This is a genomic window from Mesorhizobium sp. Mes31 (assembly GCF_024519675.1).
Classification (GTDB): Bacteria; Pseudomonadota; Alphaproteobacteria; order Rhizobiales; family Rhizobiaceae; genus Mesorhizobium.
In genome coordinates, this window is the sequence record NZ_JALJRL010000008.1 from 80,392 (window position 1) to 95,531 (window position 15,140).

The 15,140-nt window shown below is 64.2% G+C and carries 16 protein-coding genes; 11 read left to right on the top strand and 5 right to left on the bottom strand.

The genetic code is table 11. The annotated features are described in order from the left end of the window. Positions 1–6: 6 nt before the first annotated feature. Together NR193_RS15525 and NR193_RS15530 are read left to right on the top strand one after the other, a co-directional pair. On the top strand, positions 7–873 hold the full coding sequence (locus NR193_RS15525; RefSeq protein WP_256751681.1) for a phosphoenolpyruvate hydrolase family protein: 867 nt from the start codon (positions 7–9) through the stop codon (positions 871–873). 6 nt (positions 874–879) lie between these two features. Continuing rightward, entirely contained in the window at positions 880–1,296 is a 417-nt protein-coding gene (locus tag NR193_RS15530; protein WP_256751682.1) for a cupin domain-containing protein, read from the top strand. Between the two features lie 28 nt (positions 1,297–1,324). Here NR193_RS15530 and NR193_RS15535 read toward each other — a convergent pair whose 3' ends face one another. Further along, positions 1,325–2,515, bottom strand: coding sequence for a Xaa-Pro peptidase family protein (locus NR193_RS15535; RefSeq protein ID WP_256751683.1), 1,191 nt, complete (start codon positions 2,513–2,515; stop codon positions 1,325–1,327). A gap of 374 nt (positions 2,516–2,889) precedes the next feature. On the opposite strand from NR193_RS15535, the gene NR193_RS15540 reads away from it, so the two are divergent. The 6 genes from NR193_RS15540 (at position 2,890) to NR193_RS15565 (ending at position 8,524) form a co-directional block, all read left to right on the top strand. Next, a complete protein-coding gene (locus tag NR193_RS15540; protein ID WP_256751684.1) occupies positions 2,890–4,500 on the top strand; it encodes an ABC transporter substrate-binding protein in 1,611 nt (536 codons plus the stop codon). A 128-nt stretch (positions 4,501–4,628) separates the two neighbouring features. Beyond that, positions 4,629–5,615 carry an ABC transporter permease gene (locus NR193_RS15545; protein WP_256751685.1) on the top strand — a complete coding sequence of 329 codons (987 nt, stop codon included), beginning with the start codon at positions 4,629–4,631 and terminating at the stop codon, positions 5,613–5,615. After that, complete coding sequence (locus NR193_RS15550; protein ID WP_256751686.1) at positions 5,612–6,442, top strand: ABC transporter permease; 831 nt, start codon at positions 5,612–5,614, stop codon at positions 6,440–6,442. Before NR193_RS15545 ends, NR193_RS15550 begins: the two co-directional genes overlap by 4 nt. Beyond that, the gene (locus NR193_RS15555; protein WP_256751687.1) at positions 6,439–7,236 is read left to right on the top strand and encodes an ABC transporter ATP-binding protein; all 798 of its coding nucleotides are present in this window, start codon (positions 6,439–6,441) and stop codon (positions 7,234–7,236) included. The genes NR193_RS15550 and NR193_RS15555 overlap by 4 nt, the downstream gene beginning before the upstream one ends. After that, a complete protein-coding gene (locus tag NR193_RS15560) occupies positions 7,233–8,009 on the top strand; it encodes an ATP-binding cassette domain-containing protein (protein ID WP_256751688.1) in 777 nt (258 codons plus the stop codon). The genes NR193_RS15555 and NR193_RS15560 overlap by 4 nt, the downstream gene beginning before the upstream one ends. 8 nt (positions 8,010–8,017) lie before the next feature. After that, positions 8,018–8,524, top strand: coding sequence for an L-2-amino-thiazoline-4-carboxylic acid hydrolase (locus tag NR193_RS15565; protein ID WP_256751689.1), 507 nt, complete (start codon positions 8,018–8,020; stop codon positions 8,522–8,524). A gap of 27 nt (positions 8,525–8,551) precedes the next feature. Here NR193_RS15565 and NR193_RS15570 read toward each other — a convergent pair whose 3' ends face one another. Continuing rightward, positions 8,552–9,334, bottom strand: coding sequence for a DeoR/GlpR family DNA-binding transcription regulator (locus NR193_RS15570; protein WP_256751690.1), 783 nt, complete (start codon positions 9,332–9,334; stop codon positions 8,552–8,554). A gap of 220 nt (positions 9,335–9,554) precedes the next feature. Between NR193_RS15570 and NR193_RS15575 the strand changes: the two genes are divergently transcribed. Then, positions 9,555–10,337: a hypothetical protein gene (locus NR193_RS15575; protein WP_256751691.1), complete on the top strand. Its 783-nt coding sequence runs from the start codon at positions 9,555–9,557 to the stop codon at positions 10,335–10,337. Positions 10,338–10,459: 122 nt separating this feature from the next. Here the strand turns inward: NR193_RS15575 and NR193_RS15580 are convergent, their stop codons facing one another. Both NR193_RS15580 and NR193_RS15585 read right to left on the bottom strand, forming a co-directional pair. Beyond that, positions 10,460–11,071: an NAD(P)-dependent oxidoreductase gene (locus NR193_RS15580; RefSeq protein WP_256751692.1), complete on the bottom strand. Its 612-nt coding sequence runs from the start codon at positions 11,069–11,071 to the stop codon at positions 10,460–10,462. Positions 11,072–11,111: 40 nt separating this feature from the next. After that, entirely contained in the window at positions 11,112–11,750 is a 639-nt protein-coding gene (locus NR193_RS15585) for a DsbA family protein (RefSeq protein WP_256751847.1), read from the bottom strand. A 158-nt stretch (positions 11,751–11,908) separates the two neighbouring features. Here NR193_RS15585 and NR193_RS15590 point away from each other — a divergent pair, with 158 nt between their 5' ends. Further along, on the top strand, positions 11,909–12,826 hold the full coding sequence (locus NR193_RS15590; protein WP_256751693.1) for a LysR family transcriptional regulator: 918 nt from the start codon (positions 11,909–11,911) through the stop codon (positions 12,824–12,826). Between the two features lie 24 nt (positions 12,827–12,850). On the opposite strand, the gene NR193_RS15595 is transcribed toward NR193_RS15590, so the two are convergent. After that, the gene (locus NR193_RS15595) at positions 12,851–14,455 is read right to left on the bottom strand and encodes an FAD-dependent oxidoreductase (RefSeq protein ID WP_256751694.1); all 1,605 of its coding nucleotides are present in this window, start codon (positions 14,453–14,455) and stop codon (positions 12,851–12,853) included. A gap of 148 nt (positions 14,456–14,603) precedes the next feature. Here NR193_RS15595 and NR193_RS15600 point away from each other — a divergent pair, with 148 nt between their 5' ends. Further along, the gene (locus NR193_RS15600; protein ID WP_256751695.1) at positions 14,604–15,140 is read left to right on the top strand and encodes a cupin domain-containing protein; all 537 of its coding nucleotides are present in this window, start codon (positions 14,604–14,606) and stop codon (positions 15,138–15,140) included.

Consider the following 15,140-nt stretch of genomic DNA (forward strand, 5'->3'; position numbering starts at 1 on the left):
CCAGACATGCCCGCCATACCGCGCAAGGACATACTGAAGAAATTCAGGGGAATGATCGACAAGGGCGTGCCGATTGTCGGCGGCGGCGCCGGCACCGGCCTGTCGGCCAAGGCCGAGGAAGCTGGCGGCATCGACCTCATCATCATCTACAATTCCGGCCGCTACCGGATGGCCGGGCGCGGCTCGGCCGCAGGCCTTCTCGCCTATGGCAATGCCAACGAGATCGTCAAGGAAATGGCCTACGAGGTGCTGCCGGTGGTCAAGAAGACACCGGTGCTGGCCGGCGTCAACGGCACCGATCCTTTCGTTATCATGCCGCTGTTCCTGACCGAACTGAAGACGATGGGTTTTTCCGGCGTGCAGAATTTCCCCACCATCGGCCTGTTCGACGGCACCATGCGGCAAAGCTTCGAGGAGACCGGCATGGGCTTCGGGCTCGAGGTCGACATGATCGCCGAGGCGCACAAGCTCGACCTGCTGACCACGCCCTATGTCTTCAACCCCGACGAGGCCCGCGCCATGACCAAGGCCGGCGCCGACATCGTCGTTGCCCATATGGGCGTGACGACCGGCGGCTCGATCGGCGCCACCTCGGCCAAGTCGCTCGACGACTGCATTGTCGAGATCGACGCCATTGCCGCCGCCGCCCGTTCGGTGCGCAAGGATGTCATCCTGCTTTGCCATGGCGGGCCGATCTCGATGCCGGACGACGCCCGCTATATCCTCGACCGCTGCAAGGGCCTGCACGGCTTCTATGGCGCCAGCTCGATGGAACGGCTGCCGGCGGAAGCCGCGATCGCCAGGCAGACCGCGGATTTCAAGGCGGTGACGCTTGGCGGCGAGAAGACCATGCAGAAGAAAAAGAAGGGATGATGAGAGATGACCGACAGGAGCAAAATGTTTGTCTATCCGAAGGACGTCAGCGCCTTCGGCTTCGACTGGGGCCGGCTTGCGCTGACTGTCGCGCCCGAAGTGAATGGCGCAAACCGCTTTTCCGGCGGCGTCGTCGACCTGCCGTCAGGCAAGGGCCACACGCGCCACAATCATCCCGGCGCCGAGGAGATCATCTTCGTCATCTCCGGCAACGGCGAACAGATGGTCGAAGACGAGAAGGGCAATCCGGTGGTCGAGAAGGTCGGTCCCGGCTGCACTATCTACGTACCGGAAAGCCGCTTCCACTCCACGCTCAACACCGGCGACGGACCGATGCAGCTCTTCGTCGTCTATTCGCCGGCCGGGCCGGAACTGGTGTTGCGGGAGTTGCCGGACTTCAGGCTGGTCGCGCCGGGGAAGTGATGAACTTATTATAGGGTGGCCTTGCGTTCTATGAAATCCCGCCCCGGTTCCACCCTCGGCCCCGGTCGCCGAACATCACATAACCAGCGTCGGTCACCGCAACCGTGTCTTCCAGCTTGATGAAGCCGCGCGTCGGGTGGAGCATCGTCGTCTCGATCGACAGCACCATGTTCCTTTCCAGCGGCTTGGCCGCATAGGTGCCTTCATAGGTCACCGGATGATTGGTCATCAGGAATGGCGCTTCGTGCGTGATCAGCCCCATGCCGTGGGCGAAGAAATCCGTGTAGGGCGCGACCTTGGATTTCTTCAGCACGCCCTCGGCGCGAGCAATCATGTCGCCGCCCAGCGTGCCCGCCTTCACCTTCGAAAAGGCCGCCTGCTGCACCGTCTCGACCTCGGCCAGCAGGTCCTCCAGTTCGGCATCCGGTTCGCCGAGAATGCCCATCCGGCAGAGGTCGCCGATATAGCCGTGATAGTTGCCGCCGGAATCGATCGATAGCACCTCGCCCTTCTTCCAGGCTTGCGGCGAGGCGGCGCGGTTGTGGCTGGAGCCAAGCGTCAGCAGGCAATATTCGAAATGCGCGCCGCGATTGGTTTCCTCGCGCCGCAGCTGCTCGATGATTTCGCTCTTGGTTGTACCTTCACGTGCCCAGGCAATGGTTGCCAGCATGGAATCGGTGATCAGTTCGGAGGCCGTGCGCAGCTTTTCCAGCTCCGCATCGGTCTTGATGGCGCGCATACTTTCCAGCATGGCCGTCGCATCGATCAGCTTGGCATCCGGCAGCGCCTTGCGGATCAGCGTAAAGGCGTCCGACGGCAGGAAGCCCGGCTCGATGCCGATGCGGGCACCAGCCTTGCCGATCTTTCGCAGGTGCTCGACGGCGAGGTTGGCCGCATCGAGCGTGCCCCAGCAGGCGGCGTGCAGCGTCGGCGTCCAGAACGGATTGTTCTGGTGCTCGCCGCCTTCCATGCGGTTGCCGATATAGGCGGCATGGTCGGGCCCGCCCTTCTCATAGATGACGACGGGCAGATAACGGCTGTGGCCGATCGCATCCATGGCGGCGAAGAAGATGAACTTGTAGCCGCCAAGCAGATATTGCGTGTTGTGCTTGGAGGTGGCGAGCAGCACATCGATGCCGGCCTCCTCCATCAGCCGGTCGACCCTAGCCTGGTCGAACGGGATATTGCTGACGGCACTCTTGCCCGGGGCAATGTTCATCTCTCTCTCCCTGAATTGCCTGGGATCGCCGGCTGTTCTGCTCCCGATCCCTCGGTTGTGGGTCAAGTCTGCACTACTTTGCCCACTCTGGTCTATCCAGGAATAGGAAAAACAGCCCCGACCGACCTCACCCTGGCGCTATCCGTCGCCAATTCAACAAATCTGGTCCTACCAGAATGAGCAAATTCAGCCGCTTCGTCCAAACTGGTCCAGCGGACGGAAATTTCAAAGCCAAGCGAGGATGCGCCAATTCCGTCTCTGGCGAAACCCTCGGCAAGGCTCATAATCGCGACCGCTGGGATGCTGGCGGGCTCGCGGGCACCCGGGGGGTATTGGCGCACCCGGTCGGGTCGCGGAGAGGACGGAGTTCGATCATGTCAGGTTTCACGATTTCCAGACGCACGATGCTTGCCGGTTCGGCGATGCTGCTGGCCTCCACCGCCATGCCTGATATCGGCCGGGCGCAAACGCCGAAGAAGGGTGGCCGGCTGGTGCTCGCCGCCGATTCCGAGCCGCGCAACCTCAACCCGGCGATTGTCGCCTCCAACGGCGTCTTTTTCATCTCCAGCAAGATCGTCGAAACGCTGGCCGAAGCCTCCTTCGACGGCAAGGACGGGCTCGCTCCACGGCTGGCTTTGAGCTGGGAGGGTGCCGCCGATGGGCTGTCGGTGACCTTCAAATTGCGCGACGGCGTCAAATGGCATGACGGCAAGCCGTTCACCTCGGCCGACGTCGCCTTCTCGGCGCTGCAGATCTGGAAGCCGCTGCAGAATCTCGGCCGCACCGTGTTCAAGGATCTGGCCAGCGTCGACACCCCTGACGATCTCACCGCCGTGTTCAAATTCGCCAAGCCGACACCGTTCCAGTTGATCCGTAACGCGCTGCCGGCGCTGAGCAGCGTGGTGCCGAAACACATCTACGAGGTCGGCAAGATCGAGGACAACCCGGCCAACAACGCGCCCATCGGCACCGGGCCGTTCAAGTTCGGCGAGTACAAGGCCGGCCAGTATTACCGGCTGACGAAGAACACGGATTACTGGGGCAAGGACGAGCCCTATCTCGACGAGATCATCTATCAGGTGCTGCCCGACCGCACTTCGGCGGCGAGCGCGCTGGAAGCCGAAGAAATCCAGCTCGCGGCTTTCTCTGCCGTGCCGCTTGCCGATCTCGACCGCATCTCCAAGGTGCCGGGCCTGAAAGTGATCTCCAAGGGTTATGAAGGGCTCACCTATCAGCTGGTAGTCGAGATCAATCATCGCCGCAAGGAACTGGCCGATCTCAAGGTGCGCCAGGCGATCGCGCACGCCATCGACAAGGATTTCGTCGTCAAGACGGTGTTCCTCGGTTATGCCGCCACCGCCACTGGCCCGGTGCCGAAGAACGATCCGCAGTTCTACACCGCCGACGTGCCGACCTATCCATTCGACGTCGCCAGGGCCAACGCGCTGCTCGACGAGGCCGGTTACAAGAAAGGCCCGGACGGCAAGCGCTTTACGCTGAAACTTTTGCCGGCGCCCTATTTCAACGAGACCAAGCAGTTCGGCGACTATCTGCGCCAGGCGCTCGCCGCCATCGGCATCGACGCCCAGCTGGTCAACAACGACTCGGCCGCGCACATCAAGGCCGTCTACACCGACCACGCCTTCGACCTTGCCGTCGGCCCGCCGGTGTTCCGCGGCGACCCGGCGATCTCGACCACAATCCTGGTACAGAGCGGCATTCCCGACGGCGTGCCCTTCTCCAATCAGGGCGGCTACAAGAACGACGCGCTCGATGCGCTGATCGCCAAGGCATCGGAAACGCTCGACACCGCCGCCCGCACCAACCTCTACAAGGCGTTCCAGAAGGAGGTCGCCGCCGACCTGCCTCTGATCAACGTTGCCGAATGGAGTTTCATCAGCGTCGCCCGCGATACGGTTGGCAACATCGCCAACAATCCGCGCTGGGCGGTCTCGAACTGGGCGGATACCTATCTGGCGGGCTGACCTCTCCAGGCTTGCAGACCGTCTATCCGGGTGCTCAGGTTCGACAATGAGAGTTCCTTCGCCCCCCTCTGTCCTGCCGGACAACTCCGCTGGGTTCACCCTCCCCCTTGGGGGAGGGTGAAAGTGGCATGACCCGCGCCCTGATACTCCTCCGTCGCCGCCTCGTCGGCAGCATCTTCGTGTTGCTGATCGTCGTCATCGGCACCTTCCTGCTGGTCGAAGCCGCCCCCGGCGACGCCGTCGACGCCTATATCGTCTCGACCGGCGGCGACGCCGGCATGATCGAGCTGTTGCGCCACCGCTGGGGCCTCGACCAGTCGGAGCTGACGCGGCTGGCCAACTATCTCTGGGCGCTGCTGCATCTCGATCTCGGCCAGTCGGTGACGTTCTCCAGGCCGATCCGCGACATGATCCTCGAACGGCTGCCCAACACGCTGCTGTTGATGGTCAGCGCCACCGCGCTGTCCTTCGGCCTCGGTTCCGCCCTCGGCATCTATGCCGGCGCCAGACCCGGCAGTGTCCGTGACCGCCTCCTGTCGATCGGCTCGCTGGCGCTTTATGCCGTACCCGGCTTTTGGCTCGGGCTGGTGCTGATCGTGGTCTTTGCCGTCGACCTGCGCTGGCTGCCGATCGGCGGCATCGAAACCCTGGCTTCCGACAAGACCGGCCTCGACCGCGCCGCCGACATCGCCATCCATCTCGTCCTGCCGGTGGCGGCGCTCGGCTTCATCTACCTTGCGCTCTATCTGCGCATGATGCGTGCCGGCATGGCAGAGGTCTGGCGCCAGGATTTTGTGCTGGCCGCCCGCGCCAAGGGGCTTTCGCGCCGCCGCATCGTGCTCGCCCACGTCGCCCGCAACGCATTGTTGCCGCTGGTCACCATGCTCGGCCTGCAGTCGGCGCAGATGCTCGGCGGCAGCGTCGTCATCGAGAGCGTCTTTTCCGTGCCCGGCCTCGGCCGGCTGGCGCAGGAAGCGGTGGCCGCGCGCGACACGCCCTTGCTGCTCGGCATCATCCTCGTCAGTGCCGTGCTGGTCGTCGTCATCAACCTGCTCGTCGACATCGCCTATGCCTTCCTCGATCCGCGCGTCGGCGCCGGCGAGGCCGATGCATGAGCCGCTTCCGCCGCTATCTGCGCACGCCCGAGGCAGTTGCGGGCGCCATCATCCTGGCGGCACTGATCGCCATGGCTCTGTCGGCATCGCTGCTGTTTCCCGGTGACCCGCAAGCGATCGCCGGCCCCGCACTCTTGCCGCCATTTCAGGACTCGTCGCTGCCGCTCGGCACCGATCGGCTCGGCCGCGACGTTCTGGCCGAGCTTTTCCATGGCGCCCGCACCTCGCTCGCCGTCGGGCTCGCGGCAGCAGCGGCGGCGCTCGTCGTCGGCTCTGTGATCGGTACGCTGGCCGGCTTTGCCGGCGGCCTTGTCGACGAGATGCTGATGCGCATCACCGATGCCTTCCAGACCGTGCCGAGCTTCCTGCTGGCGCTGGCCTTCGTCAGCGTTGTCGGGCCGTCGCTCGGCATCGTGGTGATTGCCATCGCGCTTGGCACCTGGACAGGGCCTGCTCGAATCGCCCGCGCGGAAGTCCTCTCCATTCGCGAGCGCGATTATGTAGCCAGCGCCCGCGCCATCGGCATGCATCCGCTCGAGATCGCCTTTCGCGAAGTGCTGCCCAATGCCTTGCCGCCGGTTCTTGCGATGTCCTCGGTAATCGTCGCCGCAGCGATCCTCACCGAAGCGGCTCTGTCCTTTCTCGGCCTGGGCGACCCAAACCGGGTCACCTGGGGCGGCATGATCGCCGAAGGCCGCACTGTTTTGCGCACCGCCCCCTTCCTGTCGATCGTCCCGGGCATAGCGCTCGTGCTGACGGTACTGGGCGTCTATCTCGCTGGTGAGGGCGTCGTCGAGACCACCGCCGTGAGAAGAGGCCTGTCGTGATCTTTCTGGCTTCGATCCGCGACCTGACGGTCGCCTACCGCCGCGACGGCACCGAAGTGGCGGCGCTGAGGAACATCAGCCTCGACCTCGCCGTTGGTGAGCGCTTCGCCATCATCGGCGAAAGCGGTTCGGGCAAGAGCACGCTGGCATTGGCGATTGCCGGGCTGTTGCCGGCTGCGTCTCAGATCGATGGGCGGATCGAGTGGCCCGGCCTCGGCCGGGCACCCCTCGGCGGCCGCGACATCGGCTTCGTTTTCCAGGATCCGTCCGCCAGCCTCGATCCGGTGATGCCGATCGGCAAACAGATTGCCGAAGTGGCGCGCACGCATCTCGGCCTCACATGGCCGCAGGCGTACGCGAAGGCAAAAAATCTGCTGGAGCGCGTCCGCCTGCAGGACGCGGACTCGGCCCTGCTGGCCTTCCCTCATCAGCTCTCAGGCGGCCAGAAACAGCGTGTGGCGATCGCCGCCGCGATTGCTGCCGGCCCGAAATTGCTGATCGCCGACGAGGCGACCTCCGCGCTCGACACCATCGTGCAGGCCGAGATCGTCACCTTGATCCGGCGGCTGGTGGCCGAAGACGGCATGACGCTGCTGTTCATCAGCCACGACATCGCATTGGCGGCCGAGCTTGCCGAGCGCATCGCCGTGTTCCGCCACGGCCAACTGGTCGAGCTTGGGGCGACGGCGCGGATTGTCGACGCCCCAGGCCAGCCTTACACACGCGCGCTGCTCGATGCCCATATCGGCCTCGACGCCGAACCGTTGCTGAACCGAAGCGGTCTCGCCACATGAGCCTGCTCACGGTTTCCAATCTCACCAAACGCTACCGTCGCGGCGGCAAGAGCATTGCCGCCGTCGACGAGGTCTCCTTTCATATCGATCCCGGCGAGACACTGGCACTGGCCGGGCCCTCCGGCAGCGGCAAGTCGACGATCGCGCGACTGGTGCTGCGATTGACCGAGCCGGACGCCGGACGCATCGCATTCGAAGACAAGGATTTCCTCGCCTTGAGTGGCGCCACCTTGCGTGCGCGCCGCGCGCGCCTGCAGATGGTGTTTCAGGATCCGCTTGCCGCCTTCAACCCGCGCGCCACCGTGGCGCGCGTGCTCGACGATCCCTTGCGCATCCATGGCATCGCCTCGCGCTCCGAGCGCCCGCGCCGCATCGCCGCCTTGCTGGAGCGCGTCGGGCTGGCGGCGGAGCTTGCCCCGCGCGCCATCCATGAAATCTCCGGTGGTCAGCGGCAGCGCGTCGCCATTGCCCGCGCCATCGCCACGAAACCGTCGCTGATCGTACTCGACGAGGCGGTGTCTGCCCTCGACGTTTCGGTGCGCGGGCAAATCCTCGAACTCCTGCTCGACCTGCAACGCCAGGAACGGATCGCCTATCTCTTCATTTCGCATGATCTCGGCGTGGTCCGGGCAGTCGCCCACCGCGTCGTCCTTCTCGATGCCGGGCGGGTTGCCGAGAGCGGCGATGCCCGTGCCGTCATCGACGCGCCGCGATCGGTGATCGGCAAGGCGCTGGTGGCGGCCGCGCCAAGATTGCACAGAGCCAGCCTATAGGACGCATCATGACCGACCCCGAAGCCAGAGCCGAAAAGCTGTCGCGCGAACTCGATTCCGCCTTTCGCAACCGGGCCGATCTCTACCGCTTGTTCCTCGACGAGCTGACCGGAGAACTGGGCGCCGAAAAGGCCGAGGCGATCATGATCCGCACCATCGAACAGCGCGGCAAGGAGGTGGCGGCAGCGGCTTTCGCCAGCTTCGGCCCCAACGACGCGCGCGCGATCGGCGAAGCCTTCCTGGCGGTCAGCCCGGATGGCGGCCGCATGTACCCGACCCATGTCCAACGCGGCAACGACCGCATCGCCTTCAAGGTCAAACGCTGCCCGCTGAAGGACGCCTGGGTCGAGGCCGGGCTCGGCGATGAAAAGCTCGCCACGCTCTGCCGCATCGCCGGCGCCTTCGACCGTGGCCTGTTCGAGGCGACAGGCGTGCGTTTCGAAAATGTCACCTGGACGCCGGGCCACGGCTCCGGCTGTTGTCACATTGCACTGACGAACCGGGATAGCGCCTGAACAAACGCACTGCCCTATGCGTAACTGTCAGCTGCCTGCAAAAACATGCAGCTCCGTTCCGGCTTCTTCGATCGCCGCGCGCAACTCGGCATGGGGCTCGACATCAGTGACGATGTCGGCGATGTCGCCAAGCGCGCACACGCGCTCAAGGCTGGCGCGGCCGAACTTGTCGTTGGTCACCACCAGCATTGTCGACAGCGCGCGCGAGATCATCGCCCGCTTGACCGCGGCCGCGCCAGATATCATGTCGTTCGGGCCATCGACCGTCAGACCAGACGCGCCGATGATGGCGATGTCGGCATTGTAGCGGCGGATGAATTCCACCGTGTCTTCGCCCAGCACGCTGCCCTCGCGCCTGTCATAGGTTCCCGGACAAAGGATGACGCGGAAGGTCGGGTTGGCGCCGGTCACCGACGCCACGCCGGTGGAGTTGGTGATGACGATCAGGTTGCGCGCCAATTGCGACAGATTGCGCGCCACCTCGTAGGTTGTCGAACCGCCGTCGATCATGACGATCTGGCCCTTTTCGATCAGGCCGGCCGCGCCGCGCCCGATCCGCGCACGTTCCTCGACCATGGTCAGGCCGCGTTCGGAAATGGCCGGTTCGGACGTCACCAGTGAAATCGTCGCGCCGCCATAGGTACGGTTGAGCAGCCCGGCCTCGCCAAGCTCCATGAGATCGCGGCGGATCGTTTCGCCGGCGACACCGATGCGCCTGGCGAGCTTCGAGATGCGGATCGACGCCGACCGGCGCACTTCCGACAGGATGAGCTCGTGCCGCTCCTTTTTCGTCAGCCGACCGTGCTCCATGACGCCCCCTTGCCGCAATCAGCGCGTTCTCAGCCCCGCCTGTCCATCAACTCCTGCCAGCGTTATGGCAGATGATGCCGGGCGCATATCCCGAACCCGAAGACATTAGCGATCCCGGCGCCATTGGGAAAGAAGCCGAACAAGGGTGACAGTGCGGCCCTTCCTTGGTCTGATTGGACGCACGAATCGGCGGCCGGCGCCTCATTGAAGGGATACTCCGATGCATGTCGTGACATTGCTGAAGGCGGATATGTTCGACGTCGAGATCGACGGCAAGCCGGCTTCGATCGCGCAGGCCTTGCCGGACTGGAACCCGCATGACCGGTTCGGGCTGGTGATCGACGATGCGCTTGGCGGCATCGGCGCCACCCATCTGCTGCAGATCGCCATCACCTCGTTCTACGACGTGAAGCCGAGCCGGCGCACGGAACTGACGGTCTACCCGGAAATCTATGCGTTCCATATCGGCAAGGGCCATGGGACCCATGCGCCCTATGATTTCTGGCCTGCCCGGCGCGAAGTCATCACTTCGCGCGATCATCGCGAGGTGCTCGATGCCATCAATGATCGCGGCATCACCCGGCTGGCCGTCCCCGATCGCCTGCCGCGCGAGGTGATGCATCGGCCGAAGGAAGTCGACGCGGCGCTCGACCGCATCGCCTCGGCATTCGTCTACAGCCCGTCGGGCCGGGTAGCGGATCCCGACCTCGTCATTTCAGGCAACGACAAGCGAACCGAATACAATCCCAACAGCGCCTTGCGGCCGCGCTACACCGACAGCCGGCCGGCTTCGGTGTCGACGGCGGCCAAGCCGGTCAAGGAGGTTGATCCGTCCTACCAGGAATGGCTCCGCAAAAGGGAACACGACCTGACCAACGAGGAACGCGCCTCTGTCGAACGCCGCCGCGAAGAGCTGAGAAAGGACGGCCTCGTCACCGAAACCTACCGGCGTGTCGGCGTTGGTGAAGCGCTGATGCGTCTGGCGTCGGCCGGGCTCGTTTGAGCCTCGGAGCATGATCCGAAAAGTGGAAACTGGTTTTCGGACGAGATCATGCTCAACAAACACATGGAGCCCCATCCCGATACCATCGGGATGGAACAGGCTCTACGACACCATTCGTTCGATCAATAGCCGACGGTGAAGCGCTGCCTGACATGGACCGGCTTCTCGATCTCGTCGGCCATGGCAATGGCGTAGTCCTCGAAGGAAACGCTGCTGCCCTTGTCCGCGGCGAGAAGCGTGTCCTTGCCTAGGCGGAATTTGCCGGTGCGCTCGCCGGGGGTGAACACAGCGGATGGCGACAGGAACGTCCAGTCGAGATCGCCGACCGTCTTCAACCTGTCCAGGAAGTCGGCGCCCTTCTGCGCCTCTGCCTTGTAGATCGCCGGGAATTCGGGGGTATCGACCAGACGCTTGCCAGGCGCGACTTCGAGACTGCCGGCACCACCGACAACAAGATAGCGCTTCACGCCGGCGGCGCGCACGGCGGCGATCAGCGTGTCGGCGTCGCTGTCCAGGAAATGCACGGCGCTGATCACGACGTCATGGCCGCGGATCAGGTCGACGAGACCTTGCTTGTCAAACAGATCACCCTTCCTGGCGGTCACGCCTGGCAAGGCAGCGATCTTTTCCGGATTGCGGGCGATGCCGGTAACGGTGTGGCCACGATCGGAGAGTTCCCTGAGGATGCGCGAGCCGGCGCCGCCGGATGCGCCGATGAGAGCGACTTTTGCCATGTCTTTTTTCCGTTTCCTGTTGGAGGTTTGGGGGATGGGATCAAGCCGCCGCGATATGGGCGACGAGATTGTCGAAGCTGCCGAACAGCGCGTTCGAACCGATGAGCAGGGGCGCGTCATTGCGGATGACCGCCAGCGACGGCACGCCATCGGCTTGCAGGCGCTGGAACAGCGCGCGGCCGCGGCCGACCAGTTCGCGGTGAGCCGTCAGCAATGCTTCGGTCGGCGCCTCCAGCATTGTCGCGGCATCCGTCATGCCGGCGGCGACGAGCACCTCGGCCACGCCACCGGTCGTCACGATATCGCGGCCGTCGACATAGCGCGCCCGCTGGATCGCCTTCAGCGCACTCAGCCGCTGGCTAGGATCTTCCAAGCCGGCGGCGCTGATGCCAAGTGTGGCGGCATGGGAGTCCAGCAAGGTGCCGCGGACATTGAGGACATTGTGCCGATAGGCCTGCGTGAACGGTTGTCCGGTCAGGCGCTCGATGCGCTGGTCGTTCGCCCACGCGTGGGCGGCAAAACCTTCATCCATCGGGCGTGCGCCGGCGCCGGAGAAAAAGCCGGTCGGCAGCAGCTCGACGCGCAGGCCGCTGGCCAACAATCTGTCGACCATGGGGGTGGCGCCATAGCACCAGCCGCAGAGCGGATCGAAAAGATACGTCACTTCTGAATTGGTCATCATCGCTGCCATCCTTGGCGCGGGACAGCGGCCTGGTTCGGGATATTGGGCTGCCGCGCCCGTCGAGTGTGTTGGCTCCCATATGGCAAACGGCGCTCTTGTGAAAAATAGAGATCAATAATACAAACTGTCTGATCAAATCAGACAAAGCAGTTGCCTTGACCGAACTTCTGAACCTCAATCGGCTCGTCTATTTCACCACGGTGATGGAAACCGGCTCGTTCACCGCGGCGGCGGACCGGCTTGGCGTGGCCAAGGCCGTGGTCAGCCATCAGATCGGCAAGCTCGAGGAGGAACTGGGCGCAACGCTGCTGCGACGCACGACGCGGCGTGTGACGCCGACGGAAGAGGGGCGCCTCTTCTGTGACCGCGCGATGATCATCCTGCGGGAGGCGGAGGCCGCCTATGGCGAAATCTCACATGGAGCGGTCGAGCCGAGCGGAACGCTGAGACTGACCGCGTCACTCGACTACGGCACCCAGATGGTGGCCCCGGTCATGGCGGCCTATCTGAGAACCTATCCGCATATGCGCATCGAGGCTATCTTCGACGACGCGGTCAGCAATTTGGTGGATGAGCAGATCGATCTCGGCATCCGCGTCGGCTGGCTCACCGATTCCTCGAACCAGGCGCGACGCCTGGGCACGATACGGCAGACCGTCGTGGCAAGCCCTGCCTTCGCCGCAAACCTGCCGCCGAACGTGAGCCCGCGCCAGGCAAGATCGCTGGCCTGGGTCGGCAATGCCCAGCTTCGCGGCATTGGCCAATGGCTGTTTTCCAGGGATGGCGAAACGGTGCTGACCGAACTCAACCCGGTCGTCATGTGCGACAAGAGCCCCGCTGCTCTTGCCTGCGTGCTCGCCGGCATCGGGCTGGGCGTGTTTCCGGATTACAGCGTGAGCGACGATATCGCCGAGGGACGGCTGGTGCCGGTGTTTGCCGACTGGAGCTTGCCTACCGGCGGCATCCATGCCGTCTTTCCACCGGCCCGGTTCCGGCCCGCCAAGGTGCGCGCCTTCGTCGATCTGCTCGCGTCCGCCGAGAAAAAGCGATCGCGCGGCGTCGCCATGGCGTGATGCCAAGGGCTGCAGGCCCCGCAATCATCGGTTCTGATGCAGGATCGTCTCGGCGGCGATGTAGCCCCAGGTCATATTGGGGCCGAGGGTCGTGCCGGCTCCCACGGCGCGCGTGCCGATAGGATTGGCCATGGCAAGTCCCGCAGCATAAAGGCCGGGGATGATCGAGCCATCCGGCCTCAACACCTGCGCTCGCTCGTTGGTGCGGGCGCCCCCCTTGGTACCGAGAATCGATCGATTGATGGTCATGCCGACATAGGGAGGTTTGTCGATCGGCTTCAGCCGGTTCTCGGGGCCATGCGCCTTGTAGTCCTCCCAACCGTTCTCGCCGCGGTGGAAATCCGCATCGTGCCCCTTGGCGCAAAAGCCATTCCAGCGGGCGATCGTCTCCTCGAGTGCCGCCGCCGGCAGCCCGAGCTTGGCGGCAAGGCCGGTGATTGTATCGGCCTTCTGGACCCAATCGCGCTCATAGGAGGCATACCAGCGGAAAGGCAGTGACGTTTTCAGGAACCGATGATCGCCGATGAGATAGCAGGGCAGATTGACGGGCACGCCGTCCGGCCCGCGCGCATCGATCGCCTCGCCGATGTTGAAGGCGTTTTCGCTGACAAAGCGCTTTCCACCGCGATTGACCACGATCGAATGCGGCTCGGCCTGGAAGGTCATCGGCAAGCCGTGCGGCTTTCCCTGGTAGCGCGTCGGCAGGCAGGGGTACACGTTCGCCTGATCCATGCGGTCCAGTTGCGCGCCGACGGAAGCGGCAAGTTTCTGGCCGTCGCCCTCGTTGCCGCGCGGACTGCCGATCCGGTCGAATGCGCCGGGGAAATGGTGTCCACGCATCTCGGCATCCCATTCGAAGCCACCGGTTGCGATCACGACGCCGCGGCGCGCGACAATCTTCGTTCGTCGGCCCTCGCTCTCCACTTCCGCGCCGGTGATGCGCGAGTCCGGATCCTGAAGCAGCGTGACGGCGCGCGTTCCCAACCGGAAGGTGACGCCGGCATCGAGGCAACCCCTGATGAGCCCGGTCATCAGGGCCGTGCCCTGGCCGCCGGAATTCGTCAGCCATCGCCAAAGAAGCCTCGGCCAGACCTTGAATCCGGCGCGGATAGGGTGGTGATAGACATCCAGGTCGACGATCTCCTGGTAAGTGAAGCTGTGCGGCAGGGTGGAGCGGCGCAGGCTCCGTGCGAACCTGCCCAGGATACGGCGGCTGAGCGGCCTCGGCGAGACCATGCGGCCGTAGAGCTTGCCGCCCGGCGCTTCGGTAAAGGGGTCGGGCTCGTTGATCAGGCGGAAATCGAGCGGCGTGTTGCCGGACAGGAAGCGCAGCATGTCCGGCGCGGCCTTGACGAACGCACACCAGAGCGTGTCTTCCTTCAGCTTCCACCCTTCGGGCGCGACTGCGCGCAGATAGGTGAGGGCGTCCTCGCGGCTGTCGGCGATGCCGGCTTCGGCCGCGACATGATTGGCGGGTATCCAGACCCCGGCACCGGACATGGCCGATGTGCCGCCCAGCCATTCGCTCTTTTCGATGACGAGCACCTTGAGGCCACCCTTGGCGGCCCTCAAAGCCGCCGAACAGGCCGCCGACCCCGACCCGATGACCACAACGTCGAATTCACCCATTGGCGGTCCCCTGCTGCATCGCCACGGCACTATAGGAGCAGAAAATTAAATCTGTCTACTCTTGTGTCGACACTTTTTGCGCTGTAACCTCGTGCAAGTCAGCAGCGTGCCCGGCATGATCTTCGTAGCCCTTTCGACAGGCAGAACCATGGACGATACCCGCCTTCCAACCGCACCCTCCGGCATCCATATTTCCGATTCCCAAACGCGTGAAAGCTATTGGCAGCCGGTACCGGCAAACGGCCATATCGACGTCGCGCTCGCGCCGCACATCGTCGGCATGGAGCACCCCTTCGCGCTGGGCACGCAATCGGTCGCGCCGGGCGGCTATGTGCGCGAACACACGCATGACCGCAACGAGGAGGCGATCTATGTCATCGAGGGTCATGGCCGCGCCGTCGTCGAGGGCAAGGAGTATCCGCTAGGCCCGGACAGCGTGGTGTTCCTGCCGAAGAATGTCAGGCACATGTTCATCAACGATGGCGAGACACGCCTGCGCTGGCTCTGGCTGATCGTGCCGAACGGGCTAGAGGACTTCTTTCGCCTTATCGGCAAGCCGCGCAAACCGGGCGACCGCGTGCCGTCCAATTTTCCGCGCCCGGAAAACGTCCTGGAAATCGAGCGCAAGACGGTCTTCGGAGCGGACCTCGCCGACAAGTTCGATCCCGTGAAACAGAACCCCTGA